Annotated in this window: 13 protein-coding genes; 9 read left to right on the forward strand and 4 right to left on the reverse strand. The window is 63.3% G+C overall.

Annotation, left to right across the window (positions count from 1 at the left end; translation table 11 throughout):
- The first annotated feature begins 13 nt into the window (after positions 1-13).
- The 5 genes from nuoL (at position 14) to MAB_RS10970 (ending at position 7,291) form a co-directional block, all read left to right on the forward strand.
- Complete coding sequence (gene nuoL, locus MAB_RS10950) at positions 14-1,879, forward strand: NADH-quinone oxidoreductase subunit L (protein ID WP_005110664.1); 1,866 nt, start codon at positions 14-16, stop codon at positions 1,877-1,879.
- Complete coding sequence (locus MAB_RS10955) at positions 1,873-3,483, forward strand: NADH-quinone oxidoreductase subunit M (RefSeq protein ID WP_017206477.1); 1,611 nt, start codon at positions 1,873-1,875, stop codon at positions 3,481-3,483. Before nuoL ends, MAB_RS10955 begins: the two co-directional genes overlap by 7 nt.
- Positions 3,480-5,096, forward strand: a complete 1,617-nt coding sequence (nuoN, locus tag MAB_RS10960) for an NADH-quinone oxidoreductase subunit NuoN (RefSeq protein ID WP_005110666.1) — start codon at positions 3,480-3,482, stop codon at positions 5,094-5,096. The genes MAB_RS10955 and nuoN overlap by 4 nt, the downstream gene beginning before the upstream one ends.
- 186 nt (positions 5,097-5,282) lie before the next feature.
- Entirely contained in the window at positions 5,283-6,527 is a 1,245-nt protein-coding gene (locus tag MAB_RS10965) for a fatty acid desaturase family protein (RefSeq protein ID WP_005110674.1), read from the forward strand.
- A 110-nt stretch (positions 6,528-6,637) separates the two neighbouring features.
- The gene (locus tag MAB_RS10970; protein WP_005110676.1) at positions 6,638-7,291 is read left to right on the forward strand and encodes an ABC transporter permease; all 654 of its coding nucleotides are present in this window, start codon (positions 6,638-6,640) and stop codon (positions 7,289-7,291) included.
- A gap of 3 nt (positions 7,292-7,294) precedes the next feature.
- Here the strand turns inward: MAB_RS10970 and MAB_RS10975 are convergent, their stop codons facing one another.
- Positions 7,295-7,972, reverse strand: a complete 678-nt coding sequence (locus MAB_RS10975) for a nuclear transport factor 2 family protein (RefSeq protein WP_005080133.1) — start codon at positions 7,970-7,972, stop codon at positions 7,295-7,297.
- 42 nt (positions 7,973-8,014) lie between these two features.
- Positions 8,015-9,415 carry a cytochrome P450 gene (locus MAB_RS10980; RefSeq protein WP_005110678.1) on the reverse strand — a complete coding sequence of 467 codons (1,401 nt, stop codon included), beginning with the start codon at positions 9,413-9,415 and terminating at the stop codon, positions 8,015-8,017.
- A gap of 129 nt (positions 9,416-9,544) precedes the next feature.
- Between MAB_RS10980 and MAB_RS10985 the strand changes: the two genes are divergently transcribed.
- Complete coding sequence (locus tag MAB_RS10985) at positions 9,545-10,210, forward strand: TetR/AcrR family transcriptional regulator (RefSeq protein ID WP_005080131.1); 666 nt, start codon at positions 9,545-9,547, stop codon at positions 10,208-10,210.
- Between the two features lie 36 nt (positions 10,211-10,246).
- On the forward strand, positions 10,247-10,897 hold the full coding sequence (locus MAB_RS10990) for an MOSC domain-containing protein (RefSeq protein WP_005110680.1): 651 nt from the start codon (positions 10,247-10,249) through the stop codon (positions 10,895-10,897).
- On the opposite strand, the gene MAB_RS10995 is transcribed toward MAB_RS10990, so the two are convergent.
- Together MAB_RS10995 and MAB_RS11000 are read right to left on the reverse strand one after the other, a co-directional pair.
- Entirely contained in the window at positions 10,894-11,703 is an 810-nt protein-coding gene (locus MAB_RS10995; protein WP_005110683.1) for a thioesterase family protein, read from the reverse strand. The genes MAB_RS10990 and MAB_RS10995 overlap by 4 nt on opposite strands.
- Positions 11,700-12,581 carry a RecB family exonuclease gene (locus MAB_RS11000; RefSeq protein ID WP_012296515.1) on the reverse strand — a complete coding sequence of 294 codons (882 nt, stop codon included), beginning with the start codon at positions 12,579-12,581 and terminating at the stop codon, positions 11,700-11,702. Before MAB_RS11000 ends, MAB_RS10995 begins: the two co-directional genes overlap by 4 nt.
- A gap of 172 nt (positions 12,582-12,753) precedes the next feature.
- Here MAB_RS11000 and MAB_RS11005 point away from each other — a divergent pair, with 172 nt between their 5' ends.
- Positions 12,754-14,721, forward strand: coding sequence for a CocE/NonD family hydrolase (locus tag MAB_RS11005; RefSeq protein ID WP_005080127.1), 1,968 nt, complete (start codon positions 12,754-12,756; stop codon positions 14,719-14,721).
- 95 nt (positions 14,722-14,816) lie between these two features.
- A complete protein-coding gene (locus MAB_RS11010; RefSeq protein ID WP_005110688.1) occupies positions 14,817-15,737 on the forward strand; it encodes an acyl-ACP desaturase in 921 nt (306 codons plus the stop codon).
- Positions 15,738-15,739: the final 2 nt, after the last annotated feature.

Consider the following 15,739-nt stretch of genomic DNA (forward strand, 5'->3'; position numbering starts at 1 on the left):
GAGGGGAGTACTCGTGACATGGCTCATGCCGGCGCTGCCTCTTGCTGGTGCGGCTGTGCTCCTGCTCGTCGGCCGCCGGGGAGATGCCCGGGGGCATTTGGTGGGCTGTGCGGCGTCCCTCGGGTCGTTCCTGGTGGCCGTGGTGGCATTCCTCGGCATGCTCGGCAGGGCCGGGCCCGATCGAGTGATGCACGAGGTGCTTTTCAACTGGGTCCCGGTAGGCGGATTGCACATCGATTTCGGGTTGACCCTCGATCAACTGTCGGTGTGTTTCGCACTGCTGATCACCGGGGTTGGTTCGCTGATCCATGTTTACTCGATCGGCTACATGGCACATGATCCGGACAGGCGACGGTTCTTCGGATATCTGAATCTGTTTCTCGCCGCCATGCTGCTGTTGGTACTCGCCGACAACTTCCTTGGTCTGTACCTGGGCTGGGAGGGGGTCGGTCTGGCCTCCTATCTGCTGATCGGTTTTTGGTATCAGAAACCGTCGGCTGCCGCGGCGGCCAAGAAGGCCTTCATCGTCAACAGGGTCGGTGATATGGGCTTGGCGCTGGCGATGATGCTGATGTTCTCGACGTTCGGCTCCGTCGGTTTCGCACAGGTGTTGGGGTCGGCGAGCGCGGCCGGTGAGAGCCGCAATACCGCAATCGGATTGGCGCTGTTACTGGCGGCCTGCGGTAAGTCGGCCCAGGTGCCGTTGCAGTCCTGGCTCGGCGACGCGATGGAAGGGCCCACCCCCGTCTCTGCGCTGATTCATGCGGCGACGATGGTGACCGCGGGTGTCTACCTGATCACCCGCTCCGGGCCGATTTTCGAACACGCTCCCTACGCCCAAGTGGCGGTGGTGCTGGTGGGCGCCGTCACGCTGCTGTTCGGGGCCATCATCGGCTGCGCCAAGGACGACATCAAGAAGGCGCTTGCCGCCAGCACCATGTCGCAGATCGGGTACATGGTGCTGGCGGCGGGTTTGGGCCCCGCGGGCTATGCGGTGGCCATCATGCACCTGCTCACCCACGGGTTCTTCAAGGCTGGGCTGTTCCTCGGCGCCGGTTCGGTGATGCACGGGATGAACGAGGAAACCGATATGCGTCGTTACGGCGGGTTGCGTGCCGTCATGCCGATCACCTTCGTCACCTTTGGGCTGGGATATCTTGCCATCATTGGTGTTCCGCCATTCGCCGGCTTTTACTCCAAGGACAAGATCATCGAGGTCGCTTTCGGTCACGGTGGTGCGGGCGGATTCCTGTTGGGTGCGGCGGCCCTGTCGGGCGCCGGTATCACCGCCTTCTACATGACCAGGGTCATGCTCCTGACCTTCTTCGGCAAGCGCCGTTGGCACAGGGATGTGCATCCACACGAATCGCCGTCGGTGATGACATGGCCGATGTTGGTGCTCGCAGTCGGTTCGGTGGCGGCCGGATTCTTGCTGAGCCTTGGTGGGGCACTACAGAACTGGTTGGCGCCTGTGGTTGGTATGCATCATGGCGAGCTACCCGTGCCGGGCTGGGTGATCAGTGCCATCACGGTCGCGGTGGTGCTCTGCGGAGCCGGTATTGCCTACCGGATATATCGCGCGGATGTCCCGGAGACCGCACCACAGGGCTCCACCCTCACCGTCGCCGCGCGCCGGGATCTCTACGGAGACGCCTTCAACGAGGCGGTGTTCATGCGTCCTGGCCAACGGCTGACTCGGGGCATGGTGCTGGTCGATGACCGTGCGGTCGACGGCATGGTCAACGGTGTGGCTTCAATCCTCGGTGCCGTATCGGGTTGGGTACGGCAGTTGCAGACTGGCCACGTCCGCTCGTACGCGTTGTCCATGTGCGCAGGCGCGGCCGTGGTGGTCGCGGTGTTGATGGCAGTGAGGTGGTGAGTGCGGTGGGTGCCGTGACAGCGCTATGGCTCATTCCGTTGGTTGGTGCCGCCGCGATATTGGTGCTACCGGCCCACCAGCGCACCTTGGCGAAGTACACCGCTCTGGGCACTTCGCTGCTCGTGCTGATCGTCGCCGTCGGGGTGGCAATCGCCTTCGACCCCGTCGGCCCGCAGTACCAGTTCGTCGAATCGGTGTCCTGGATACCGGCATTCGGAATGAAGTACGCGGTTGGTCTTGACGGGATCGGCCTCGCCTTGGTGCTGCTGACCACCGGGCTGCTGCCGGTGCTGCTGCTGGCGGGATGGAACGACGGGGCAGAGGCCCCGGGGTACGGCCACCGGCCGCTGGCGCAGCGCTATATGGCGCTGATGTTGATTGTGGAAGCCATGGTGCTGCTGTCCTTCTCGGCCCTGGACGTACTGCTGTTCTACATCTTTTTCGAGGCCATGCTCATCCCGATGTACTTCCTGATAGGTGGATTCGGGAGCACACATTCCGATGTCAAGCAACGCTCCCGCGCGGCGGTGAAGTTCTTGATGTACAACCTGTTCGGCGGGCTGGTGATGTTGGCGGCCGTGATCGGGCTCTATGTGGTCACGGCCCAGAGTCCGGCCGGTGAACACGGTGGCACATTCGATCTGCGTGATATCACCGAAATGGTCGCCACCGGCACGCTCGGTATCGATCCGGGTTTGGCGAAGGCGCTCTTCCTGGGGTTCATGTTCGCGTTCGCCGTGAAGGCTCCGCTCTGGCCGCTGCACACCTGGCTGCCCGACGCCGCCGTGCATGCCACACCGTCCAGCGCGGTGCTCATGATGGCGGTCGTGGACAAGGTGGGCACGTTCGCGATGCTGCGGTACTGCGTCCAGCTGTTCCCCGATGCCAGTAGATATTTCACTCCGGTGATCGTCACACTGGCGGTCATCGGCATTGTCTACGGCGCGGTCGTGGCCATCGGCCAGACCGATGTGATGCGTTTGATCGCCTATACGTCGATATCGCATTTCGGCTTCATCATCCTGGGTATCTTCGCGATGACAAGTCAGGGCCAATCGGGCTCGACGCTATACATGGTCAACCACGGCATCTCCACCGCGGCGCTGATGCTGGTCGCAGGATTTCTGGTCACCCGCAAGGGCTCTCGACTCATCGCGTCCTACGGAGGCGTGCAGAAGGTGGCGCCTGTACTCGCCGGATCATTTTTGGTGGCAGGTCTGGCCACTCTTTCGCTGCCGGGGCTAGCGCCGTTTATCAGCGAATTCCTGGTCTTGGTAGGCACTTTCACGCGCTATCCGGTCGCGGCAGCGTGCGCCGTTGTCGCCCTGGTACTGGCGGCCATCTATGTGTTGTGGATGTATCAGAGGATGATGACAGGGCCGTTGGCGCCGGGAAACGAAACCATCGGAGATCTTAAGCGCCGTGAGCTCACCGTGGTGGCGCCGCTGGTCGCGCTTCTGCTGGTATTGGGCATTTATCCCAAACCATTGCTCGACATCGTCAACCCCGCTGTCGAGCAGACCTTGCGCACCGTCAACGAGAAGGATCCGCCGCCCACCGTGGCCGATATCGCTCTCCGACACGGCGAAGGCGAGCAGCGATGACCGATATCGGAATTCTTCCTGCTCCCGCGATCGCGTACGGCGCACTCTCTCCCATGCTGATCATGTTCGGGGTGGCGGTGGTGTCGGTACTGGTGGAGGCGTTCGTTCCGCGGGGACATCGGCTCCGCACCCAATTGGCCCTGGCGACGGTCGGAATTCTCGGCGCCTTTGTGGCGGTGGTGGCGCTGAGCGGTTCACATCAGGTCGTCATGAACGGCGCGGTCGCGATCGATGGCCCGACGCTGTACTTACAGGGGCTCATCTTGGTGGCGTCCGGATTGGCTTTGGTGGTGATGGCACAACGCAGAACAGTCGCGGCGGTGCCCAGTGCCGTCGGCGCGGGGGCCGGCGGCGGGCTGGACTCCTTTGCCGCGCAGGCGTCCAGCGTGCCCGGAAGTGAACCGGAGCGGGTATTGAATCGCACCGGTATCACGCAAACGGAGATCTTCCCGCTGACGTTGTTCGCGATCGCGGGCATGATGCTGTTTCCGGCCTGTAATGACCTGCTGACGATGTTCGTCGCACTGGAGGTGTTTTCTCTTCCGCTCTACGTGATGTGTGCTCTGGCCCGGCGCCGCCGACTGCTGTCCCAGGAATCGGCGCTCAAGTACTTTCTGCTGGGGGCGTTCTCCTCGGCGTTCTTTCTTTTCGGATCGGCGTTTGTGTACGGATACGCGGGGACGGTCGAACTCGACGCCGTCGCGCGTGCCGTCGATGCCGATGCGGGGGAACGGTCCTTTCTGCTGCTCGGTGTCGCCATGTTGTCGGTGGGGCTGCTGTTCAAGGTGGGTGCGGTGCCGTTCCATTTCTGGGTCCCCGACGTGTACCAGGGGGCGCCCACACCGGTGACCGCGTTCATGGCGGCAACCACAAAGATCGCGGCATTCGGTGCGCTGCTGCGGGTGCTGTATGTCGCGCTGCCGGGAATCACCACCGATTGGCGGCCGGTGCTATGGGGGGTGGCCATTGCCACCATGTTGATCGGATCGATCGGTGCGGTGACACAAACCGATGTCAAGCGAATGCTGGCCTACTCGGCGGTGGCGCATACCGGATTTCTGCTTACCGGCGTAGCCGCCGCCAACGAGCGTGGTGTCTCCTCGACATTGTTCTATTTGGCGGCATACGGTTTCAGCACTGTAGGGGCGTTCATCATCGCCGGTCTGGTGCGTTCGGGCAACGCAGATGACGGGGCCGATGGCGATTACAAAGACGACGACGAGGTAACCGATCTGCGGCGGTGGGCCGGGGTCGGTCGGCGAGCGCCGGTGTTGGGCATTGTGTTCGCGTTGTTTCTGTTGGCGTTCGCCGGAATCCCCTTGACGAGCGGATTCGTGAGCAAGTTCGCTGTTTTCGAGGCCGCGGCAGCCGGGGGTGCCATGCCTCTGGTGGTGGTGGGCGTGATGTGCAGCGCCATCGCGGCCTACTTTTACGTCCGCGTCATCGTGGTGATGTTCTTCGCCGACCCGGTCGAGGATTCCGGGGTACTGCGCATTCCGGGTCCCGCGGTGACGGTGTCGATCGCGGTGAGCGCACTGATCACCGTGCTGCTTGGCGTGGCTCCGCAGCCGCTGCTCGATCTTGTCGAGAATCTCGCCGACTTCGTCACGTGAGCCCAGTCACCCCCCACGGGTGTTCGACACGCCGCGTCGTGTGTCCGACACGCCTTCGAGTCGCGCAGAAAACGGCGTGTCGGCGCATACCGTGGCCTGGTTGTCACCGCCTGTGGCGTGTCCATTTACCGACGAGTAACCTACGGGACCGTAGGGTAAAGGTATCGTGGGCGCGAAAGGAGGCCGATGGCAATCACGGACATCTCGGCATTCGCGCATCTCACCAGCGAGGACGTCGAGAACCTGGCCGTCGAGCTCGATGGGCTGCGACGTGAGATCGAGGAGTCGCGCGGTGCGCGCGACGCCCGGTATATCCGGCGTACCATCGCCGCGCAGCGCGCCCTTGAGTTGGGTGGCCGCGTATTGCTCGCCGCGAGCACCAAGCGCGCCGCATGGTGGGCCGGAACGGTCACATTGGCCGTCGCCAAGATCATTGAGAATATGGAGATCGGGCACAACGTCCTGCACGGTCAGTGGGACTGGATGAACGATCCCGAGATTCACTCCTCGACATGGGAGTGGGACATGGCAGGCGCCGCCAAACACTGGCGTATCACGCACAACGTCGAGCATCACAAGTACACCAACATTCTCGATCTGGATGACGACGTCGGCTACGGGCTGCTGCGCGTCACCCGCGATGAATCGTGGAAGATTCGCAACCTGTTCAACATCCCCTTCAATTTCATGCTGGCAGCCGGCTTTGAATGGGGAATTGCCTTGCAGCACCTGGAACTTCGCAAGATCTGGAAGAAGGAGACACGCGAGGCCACCAAGCAGCGACTGCGTGAGCTGGTTCGGTCGGCGGCCTCGCAGCTCTTCAAGGACTACGTGGCATTCCCGGCGATCACCGCAGCATCACCCGGAGCCACCTACCGGTCCACACTGACCGCCAATGCGACGGCCAATTTGCTGCGGAACTTCTGGTCGAATGCCGTGATCTTTTGCGGACATTTCCCTGACGGGGCCGAGAAGTTCACCGTGACGGACATGGAGAACGAGACACGGGGTCAGTGGTACCTGCGTCAGCTGCTGGGCAGCGCGAACTTCAACGCCGGACCGACGATGCGACTGATGAGTGGCAACCTGTGTCATCAGATCGAGCACCACATCTACCCGGATCTGCCGAGCAACCGGCTGCACGAGATCTCGGTGCGGGTGCGGGAGATCTGCGAGCGTTACGACCTGCCCTACACCACCGGGTCGATGTTGTTCCAGTACGCGAAGACATGGCGCACCATCGCCAAACTCTCACTGCCGGACCGGTTTTTGCACGCTACTGCGGATAACGCGCCGGAAACCCGCAGTGAGCGGATGTTCGTGGTCCTGGAACAACCTCAGGTGCCGGGGGTGGAGTCGGTTCCGCGGCGCGGACTCAAGACCGCGATCGCCATGGTTCGTGAACGCCGCCGCAACAAGGTGGCCGTCTAACCGCGGACCGGCGATGGCCAGGTTCCCAGCTAATCGGCTGTTTCGCGCTGCCCCGGGCGATCTTGCGCATTCTCCCGCGCAGACGGGCTGAACGCGATATGTAGAGAGATGTGACCACGTACGTAGCGGCCCCGGCAATGACGCAAGCGGGCCCGAGCGATGACCTGACGCTGGTGCCCGCACGAAAACCGGCTCGCTCGCTGACCGGCTTTCTGTCGATGACCGGGGGCGTGCTCGTTGCCGCCCTGACTCGCCCGCCCGCAGTGCGCGAGTTCTTTCGGCAAGCGGGCGCGATAGCCAGAGTCTCGGTGCTGCCGATGTGCATGGTGGCGATACCGTTGGCGGTACTGATCGTGCTTGTGCTCGAGGCCTTGGTGTTCGGTCCGACGGGTTTCCCCACCCATGCTGTCCTGGTGGCCGCGGCCGCAGGCGCGACAGTGGTATTCGCCGAGGCCGATTCGGCGCGGATTCAACGGGACATTGGTGCGATGCGCAGCAGAGGTATCGATATCACGCACGGGTTTGTCGTGCCGCGTGTGCTCGCCACCGCGGTTGCGGCGGTGCCGTTGGCGTTCATAGCCGTTGCGGCGGCGGGCGTCTACTTCTTCTCGGCCTTCGGTAAGCACACCCCGCTGAGCCTTTTCATCGGGAACCTGTTGCAGCTGATGAGCCCGCTGAACATTCTGATTGTGGTGATCGAGGCCGCGAGCCTTGGGCTGATCGCGGGTCTCATCGCCTGCTATCGGGGCGCCACCGCGACATAGCGGCTACCGTGCGGTCAACAGGGTCGCCAGGCGGAACGCGGGCGCCACCAAACCGGCTGCGCGTAGTCCGATCTTCTGCAGGCTGCGGCTGCGCACCAGGGGCCCCAGTCCCGTTAGCTGCGCGGCACCGTAGAGCATGTCCCAGTCGGTGTCGATGTGGGTGATCTTGAAGTCTTCGGTCAACGTATACCGGTCAATACCAATGAAATTCAGGCAGCGGCCCGTTCCCTTGAGCCTGGCCCCGGTGGTGGGTTCGATGGTCTGGCCAATCATGCGGCCGATACCCCGCCAGGGAATGGTCACCCGCCACTGATTGTCGAAGTAGTCCCAGTAGGGCAGTGACCTGTTGGAGCCGTCCTGTGGGTAGAAGGCAAAATCGGGAAAGACATCAAAGGCGGCCTGGCAGTTGTCGATGGTGAACTGACGCCCGAGCCTGTTCTCCTGAAATGTCGTGCTGTCAATGTAGCTGCAGTCCTCGGCAATGCAGTAGTCGATTTTCTTGATGTCTTGTTCGGCCCAAGCGTCAAACCATGTAGAGGCGAATTCCGTCCTGCCTTGAGCGGGGAGCCCGCGCTCGATGTCGTTCTGTTCTTGCTGCTGTACCTTCTTCCAGAACTCGGGCATGAGCGCCTGGTATTTCGCGTGTTCCGGCGAGGGACCTAACTTTTCCAATCGGCTCATCGTGTTCCTTTCGTGAATGGGTAGGTGTTGCGGGGTCTGACGTCATCGGGCGAACAGCCGTGCCGGTAGACCGCCGGCGAGCCCGGTGGATACCCGGACTCGATGCCTGGGCGTCCAACCGTCGCGGATCTGGAATGCGTAGCGCTGCAGGATGGCTCCCAAGACCAGGGTTCCCTCGATGTAGGCCATTCGGGTCCCCATGCATTTGCGTGGCCCGATGCTGAACGGCAGGAAGGTATTCCGATTGATCCTGTCGGTCAGGAATCGATCGGGATTGAATCTTTCCGGTTCGTTCCAGAACCGGGGGTCGCGCTGTAACGCGTATTGCGTGATGATGACCTGCGAGCCCCGCGGAATGAAGTAGCCGCCGACCTCGTCGTCTTCGATGGCTGTTCGGACATTGGCTGGTGCGGCCTGAAACCGCTGCGCCTCATCAAAACAGGCTCGCAGATACTTCAGGTTCTCCAGGTCGTCGTACGCCAGCGTCTTGCCGCCGAGTGCGTCGACTTCCGCGTAGGCCTTTCCCAATGCGATCGGGTTGCGGCAGAGCAGCGCGATGGTCCAGGCGAGTGCGGCTGCCGTGGTCTCGAAGCCCGCGAAGACCAGCCCAGCGGCCTCCGAGCGCCGTCTCCGTTCCCGGATTTGGGGGCAGCCATCGAATTCCAGCGCGAGCAAGGTGTCTACCAGGTCGGGCGTGCCGGTCGATGGGCAACCCGCCCGCTCCTGGACGAAGCGGTCCAGGATGCCAAATAGCTCAGCCTTGGCCTCTTCACCGCTGCGGCGCAAGGGGTTTGGTAGCCATCTGGGCAGGAAGTGCATGGCTACTCTGCTGATGACGTAGACGCCGTAGCGGCGGGCTCCGTCCACTGCGTGATCGATTTCGGCAGGCCTGAGCCGAACCTTGAACATCGATCGCATCAGTCCGTCCATCACGACAGCGCCGAGTTCGTGTTCGAGGTCTACCAGTTCGCCGCTGTGCACATGCCGCGACCAGGCATCGACTCGCTCGGTGATGCCCTCCATCATCAATGGGGTCGCTTGTGCCAGTGCGCGCTCGCCGAAGTACGGGTTGAAGGCGGAACGGACTCGTTTCCACTCCCGCCCCTCAAGCAGGGGGAGGGCGACGGGTTCTCCGGACACCAGCTCGATGGTGGCCTCGTGCTTGACGTAGCGGTCGTGGTGTCGGGTGAACACATGGTCGACGTAGTCGGGATGGTTGATCAGGGTGAGGGTGAGCGCGGGCGTTGGGCCCGTGAATAGGCGGACGATATCGCCATACCGATTCGCGATCTTGGGCAGCAGCAGATAGGGCAGGCGAGTCGGATCGCCTAAGCAGCTCAGTCCTAGGAGCGCCGCCTTATGAATCGGCAGTCGTGGTGGAAGTCGGGGTACCGGGGGCTTCGGTACTGCTGGAGCCACGGAATCGGTGTCAATGGACCGCATACGCCCGTCCTCTCCGGTTGATCACGGTTCTGGTGGCGAAGTGTAGGGCGGATCCGGCGGGCGTGCAATACTGAATCAAAAGTTATTCATTGATTCAAACCGCTGGTAGATGGTGAGGGGGCGATAGCCATGAGTCGTGTCGACATGGCATCGGCGCCCGCCGCTACTATCGGCTCCGTGGTAGAGCTCGACTCGTTGTTGCGGCAGCTAGCCACGGGAACCCTGTCGGAGACGAATGTGGCTACTTCCCGTCTATTGGATGCCGCGCGCGAGGAATTCGTCGCTCATGGCATCGCGCGTACCGCTGTCGGCGATATCGCCAGACGCGCCGGTGTGTCACGGCCGACGCTGTACCGGAAATGCGGAGACAAGGAAGACATTGTCGCGGCTGTCTTGGTAAGGGAAACAACGGAATTCTTCGTCCGCGCGCAAGCAGTGCTCGCGCCGCTGTCCAATGCGGAAGACCGGATGGTCGAAGCATTCGTCATGGGGATGCGCGAAGCGCGCCACCACCCGTTGGTGGCGGCGCTGAAAGAATTCGACTCCGAATCTTTTTCGCGGAATGTGTTCGATGTGAACACGGCGGGATATCAAGGTCTCTTGGCGGTCATCGCCGAACTGTTGTCCGATGACTCCTATCCTGTCCCCGCGGTGAAGCGCGCGCTGGATTTGGCGCTGCGCCTGACGTCGACGTTCTTGGTCAACCCCTCCGACCTGCTGCCGACCGACACCGACACGAACACGCGGGAGTTCGCGATCAGGTATCTGTTGCCACTTATGCGTGCGGCCCGCTAGGGCGTTGCTAGCGGTGGGGCTTCGTATCCTGTACGGGTGACCAAAGTCTTGACGGTGAATGTGGGGGAGTTGCGTGTGAACCCGGCGGGCGGTTCGGTGCCGACTGGGATCGACAAGCGACCAACGGATTTGGCGATAGCCGTCCGTGCACCGCGGGAGGGAGCGGACAGCGGACTTGCGGGTGATGCCATTGGCGATCGCAGTGTTCATGGCGGAGACGATCAAGCCGTGTACGCCTATGCCCGGGAAGACCTCGACTGGTGGCAGGGTGAATTGGGCTGCGACCTTGATAATGGACAGTTCGGCGAGAACCTCACGACCCGTGACGTCGACGTGACCGGGGCGCGGATCGGCGAGCAATGGCACATCGGCACCGAGGGGCTGGTGCTGGAGGTCTCCTCGCCGCGGATACCGTGCCGCACCTTCGCGGCTTGGCTGAACCGGCGGGGTTGGGTTAAGACCTTTACCGCCAAGGCGATTCCGGGCGCATATCTGCGGGTGATCTCTCCCGGAGTGGTGCGTCAGGGTGACTACATCACCGTGCGCGACATTCCGCGGCACGAGGTAACCATCGGGCTGGCCTTCCGGGCGTTGACCCGTGAGCCTGGGCTGTTGCCGCGGCTGCTGGAGGTGCCTGCACTGCCGACGCACATCAAGGAAACGGTGCGGCGCAGAATCGGCGCTTAACGCCGCTGAACCAGCACGGTCTGCGCGCTGGAACCGATATGCCCCTGGCGGTCGAAGATTTCCGCGGTGGTGACGCCCACTCCGTCCGGACCAACCGACATGCGGGCGCGGACACCGAACTCGTCGCCCTGTGGGATCCGGTGCACGTGCATCACGGTGTCGGTGTTCATGTAGACAAATCGCAGCGGGTTCAGCACCGCGCCGATGCCATTGGCCGAGTCGATAACGGAGGCCAGCCGCTGCCACGGCGTGGTGGGTTCGGTATCTACGATGTGGACGTGCGGCCGCATCCAGGCCACCTGCGGTTCCCCGTTTGGCACCGTAAACCACTGGAAATCAACCGATTTCGAATAATTGGAGCCCTCGAATCCGAAGGCTTGAGGCGTCGGGCCCGCCGGATATTCGGGCAGTGGCGGGAATCGATCACTGGCCTTGTCGGCCGTCACGGAGGTTGCCAATAACCAGGCGCTGGCCCGCGCGACCGCGCGGTATCCGCCGTTCGCACGTGCCTCCATCTCGGCGACTGCGAGCGCGATCCGCCGGCCCGGCCGTTCGATCCAGGCCCGCACGCGTACCGGCTCCAGTGGCACCGGGCCCAAGATATCCAGTGCGACTCTGCCGATTCGCAGGTTTTCACGCGGCTCGGGCAGCTCCTCGATGGCCTTGAGCAGCAGCGCCATCGGGGGCGAGCCGTGTTGCAGGTTAGGCCCCCAGCCGCTGGCGGTGAGTTCGGTCGACTCGAACACCTGAAATTCGCCGTCGGCATCCAGACGCCGGTAGTAACAGCCCGTCAGGTCCAAGGTCATGCGGCATCTCCCGAGATTGAGGTCGCAGTGTCTTCGATATCAGCGTCGGCGACACCGTAATCTGCAGGCCATCCCGGGTAGGGCGGCGGTGTGCCGCCGAACGCCGGACACAGCGATTGGTGGGCGCACCAATCGCACAGCCGGGACGGATTGGGCCGGAAATCGCCTGTGGTGCCGATGTTCTGAATCGCTCGCCAGATCGCCATCAACGTCTTCTCGAACTTGAGTAGCTCGGCTTCATCGGGGGCGTAGTCGAGCACCTCGCCATCAGACAGGTACAGCAGGCGGAGCCGCCGGGGAACCACGCCGCGGGTGCGGTACAGGGCGACGGCATAGAACTTCATCTGAAAAAGCGCCTTGGCTTCGAACAAGGCGCGCGGTGCGCGTCCGGTCTTGTAGTCGACGAGTCGCATCGCACCGCCGGGCGCGATGTCGATGCGGTCGATGAAACCGCGCAGCATGGTTCCGTCGGCGAGCTCGACCTCGACGCGTTCCTCGCAACTATCGGGATCGAATCGGGTCGGGTCTTCGAGCCGGTAGTAGCCCGACAACAGGTCCCGTGCCTCGTCGAAGAATCGGGGAAGGCGCTCGGCCTCGACCACCTCGGCCAGCTCGGGGTTCGATTCCACCAGGCGTTCCCAGGCAGGTTCCACCAGTCCGGCAGCGGTGGCGTACTCGCGTTCGGCGGCGGGCCGTGTGTACAGGTCCTCCAGGGCGGCGTGCACCAGGCTGCCGCGGGCCTGTGCGGCCGAGGGTGGTTCGGGGAGCCGATCGATCGCGCGGAGCCGATACAGCAGCGGGCACTGTTTGAAGTCGCTGGCACGCGAAGGAGACAGCGCGGGCCGGCGCACCGGCCGGTCTCGCGTGGTCTCACTCATAGCTGGCAGCCTAGGCAGGGACTCCGACAGGCGCCGACGCCACGCCGGGCACAAAACCAGCGAGCCTTGTTCAACACATGTCACAAGTCGTCCCCAAAGTACCCGTACTGCAAGTAACGTGCATCTCCAAGCGAGCCAGGGCAACGATGCCCCCGTCCGGGAGGAAACCGCAGTGACCACGGCAAAGCATCGAAGCGTCCGGGATGCTCTACCGGCTCTCGATACCGCACTGACCGGAGTGGATCTGGCCGAACAGTGGACCGCGACCGCCGACGGCCCCGGCCGATACCCACGCGTCTCCTTCACTCCGAACGTGTCCATCGCGCTGTCAGACGGCACCGTCCTCAAGGCTCAGGTGTTCCGGCCGGCCGATGCCGACGGCACCCCGGTGGCCGAGCGGCTGCCGGTGCTGTTGAACCTCACCCCATACAACAAGTCGGTCACCCACCTGGCCGCCTGGCTGCTGCGCGGGCTGCGACGCCTCGGTGTCACGGTGCCGGACGCGCCACCCAAGAATCCCCGCCTGTTCGAACTCTCGGAACTGGCGCGCGCGCTTCCGGGCGGCGGCCTCGCCACGTTCGGAGTCGACGACGCACTGATTCGCAGCGGATACGTGCAGGCGGTGATTGATGTCCGCGGCACCGGGGCATCCAGCGGCGACTGGGGCATGTTCGATGATGTCGAACAGCGGGACACCGCAGAGGTTGTTGCCTGGGCCCAGGCACAGCCATGGTGCGACGGCTCGGTCGGGATGTACGGCATCTCCTACTGCTCGATCAACTCGTTGCAGGCCGCTGGCAACCGAGTACCGGGTCTGGGCGCGGTTTTCGCTGTCGAGCCGGTGAGCGATATTTCCCGAGATCTCATGAAAACAGGTGGGGCGCAGACCTTCTTCATGCCCCTCTGGATGCTCGCGGTGGCCTTGGGCAAGTGGCTGCCATCGCCCTCGGACGTGGTGCGCGGCGGTATCGCACCGGGCTGGCTCGCGGGGCGGTTGCGGGCGCCCCTGAACCGGGTGATCCGCTATATCTTCGAGGGTCTGCGCGGTCGCGGCACACTGATCGACAACGACGAGTATTTCCGGCAGATCAGTCCCCGATTCGAGGACATCGAAATCCCGACCTTCGTCTACGGGGCGTGGGACGACATCTTCGGCCCGGCAGCACTTCGTATCCATCGCCGAATCTCGATGCCGGACGGCATGTTTCAGGTGATTATCAACGAGGGGTACCACGGCTCGCCGGGCTCCCAACTCGGACGGCCGGACGGGCCGCCCCGGCTCGATGTGTTACAGCGTGCGTGGTTCGACAAGTGGCTCAAGGGTATTGACAACGGAATCGATCGTTACGGTCCGGTCACCCTGCAACAGCAGAATGGCGGCTGGCACACCCTGGAGACTTATCCGCGCCCGGAGGCCGTACCGCAACGGTTCTACCTGGATGCCGAGCCGTCAGGTTTCGCGGCGCACACCTCCCTGGATGGGTCTCTTGGTGCTGCCGCGCCGCGGGGCCGAACCGAGCACCGACTGCGCCGTCGGCCGGGACTGCTGAAATCGCCCACAACCTCCCGGCTGATGTCCGGCATGACCGCGGTGCTGGGCACCTCTGGGCTCAAGGACTCGCGTTACTTCGAGCGCGGGGCGCTGACCTTCACCAGCGCCGCCGCCACGGCACCGTGGGTCGTCTCCGGGCCGCTCAACTTGCACCTACGCACCAGGGCGAACGGTGCTGAGGCGTTTTGGGTTGTCTCGGTGACGGACGTGGCTCCCGACGGCTTCTCCCGGATGCTGGCCGAGGGGGCGCTCCTGACATCGCGTCGCGCGGTGGACGAGGCCAAGAGTGTGCGCGGTGTCGACGGGGACTACCTCTCGCCCTGGCATCCGACCGGTAAAGGGCAGAAAATGCCAGTAGAGCCAGGGGTGTCAACAACTCTCGATATCGACCTGACCGAGGTCGACGCGATGATCAAGACCGGTCATCGGCTGCGGGTCGTCATTTCGGCCGCCAGCTTGCCGCGCTACATTCCGTCGATTCCCGAGCTATGGGCCAGCCGCCACGGCCAGTCGGTGGTGCTGGACCCCGACCAGCCGAGCTATCTGGTGGCGCCGGTGGTCATCGGCGCTCGCGCCGGAGCCGCTTAGTCCTCACAAGTTCACCCATCTCTAACCTACTTGAGCGTAACTTACGGTACCGTAGGTTACGGATCGTGATCAGGTCGTACAGAGAGGTGGACGAGATGGTGACTGGACTGCAAACGCGACTACTCACCGAACTGGAGCCCGTTGTCGAGGAAAACCTCGAACGGCATTTGCGTGCCGTAAGGCCTTGGGCCCCACACGATTACGTGCCCTGGAGCCGGGGCAGGGACTTCGCCTTCCTTGGGGGTGAGGATTGGAAACCGGAGGACAGCCCCCTGGATCCGGTCGCCCAGGCGGCCCTGGTGGTCAACCTGCTCACCGAGGACAACCTGCCGTCGTATCACCGAGAGATCGCCACACGGTTCGGACGTGACGGTGCCTGGGGGACATGGGTGGGCCAATGGACCGCCGAAGAAGGGCGGCACAGCATCGCGCTTCGCGACTACCTGGTGGTGACCCGCGGTGTCGATCCGGGCAATTTGGAAGCGATGCGCATGGCGCATACCGTGGCCGGCTACGACTCGGGCGACAAAACGCCGCTGGAGGCATTGGCGTATGTGTCATTCCAGGAGCTGGCCACACGGATATCCCATCGCAACACGGGCAAGGCATCGGGCTGCCCGATTGCCGATCAGCTGCTGGCCCGGGTCGCGCTGGACGAAAACCTACACATGGTGTTCTACCGCAACCTCATGCTGGCGGCTCTCGATATCGAGCCCGACGCGGCTATGCAGGCCATCTGCAAGGAGATCGTCGGTTTCGCGATGCCCGGCATGGGCATGGAAGGTTTCGCGCAGAACGCCATAGCCATCGCCAAGGCGGGAATCTATGACCTGCGCATCCATCACGATGACGTGCTACAGCCCATCCTGCGTTTCTGGCGCGTGTTCGAACGTGCCGACATCGGACCCGAGGGTGAGCAGGCGCGGGATACCTTAGCGAAATTCCTTGCCGCCGTGGATGAACGCGCAAAGTACTACGAAGAGAAGGCGGCATCACGCGCCGCGGCGCAGGTGTAGGT

The sequence above is a fragment of the Mycobacteroides abscessus ATCC 19977 genome, assembly GCF_000069185.1.
Lineage (GTDB): Bacteria > Actinomycetota > Actinomycetes > Mycobacteriales > Mycobacteriaceae > Mycobacterium > Mycobacterium abscessus.

Bases quoted from the DNA above. Each gene is read 5' to 3' on its own strand.
- MAB_RS10980 (WP_005110678.1), bottom strand. From the start codon at position 9,415: ATGCGGTCCATTGACACCGATTCCGTGGCTCCAGCAGTACCGAAGCCC.
- MAB_RS10985 (WP_005080131.1), top strand. From the start codon at position 9,545: ATGAGTCGTGTCGACATGGCATCGGCGCCCGCCGCTACTATCGGCTCC.
- MAB_RS10975 (WP_005080133.1), bottom strand. From the start codon at position 7,972: ATGAGCCGATTGGAAAAGTTAGGTCCCTCGCCGGAACACGCGAAATAC.
- MAB_RS10965 (WP_005110674.1), top strand. From the start codon at position 5,283: ATGGCAATCACGGACATCTCGGCATTCGCGCATCTCACCAGCGAGGAC.
- MAB_RS11000 (WP_012296515.1), bottom strand. From the start codon at position 12,581: ATGAGTGAGACCACGCGAGACCGGCCGGTGCGCCGGCCCGCGCTGTCT.
- MAB_RS11010 (WP_005110688.1), top strand. From the start codon at position 14,817: ATGGTGACTGGACTGCAAACGCGACTACTCACCGAACTGGAGCCCGTT.
- MAB_RS10995 (WP_005110683.1), bottom strand. From the start codon at position 11,703: ATGACCTTGGACCTGACGGGCTGTTACTACCGGCGTCTGGATGCCGAC.
- nuoN (WP_005110666.1), top strand. From the start codon at position 3,480: ATGACCGATATCGGAATTCTTCCTGCTCCCGCGATCGCGTACGGCGCA.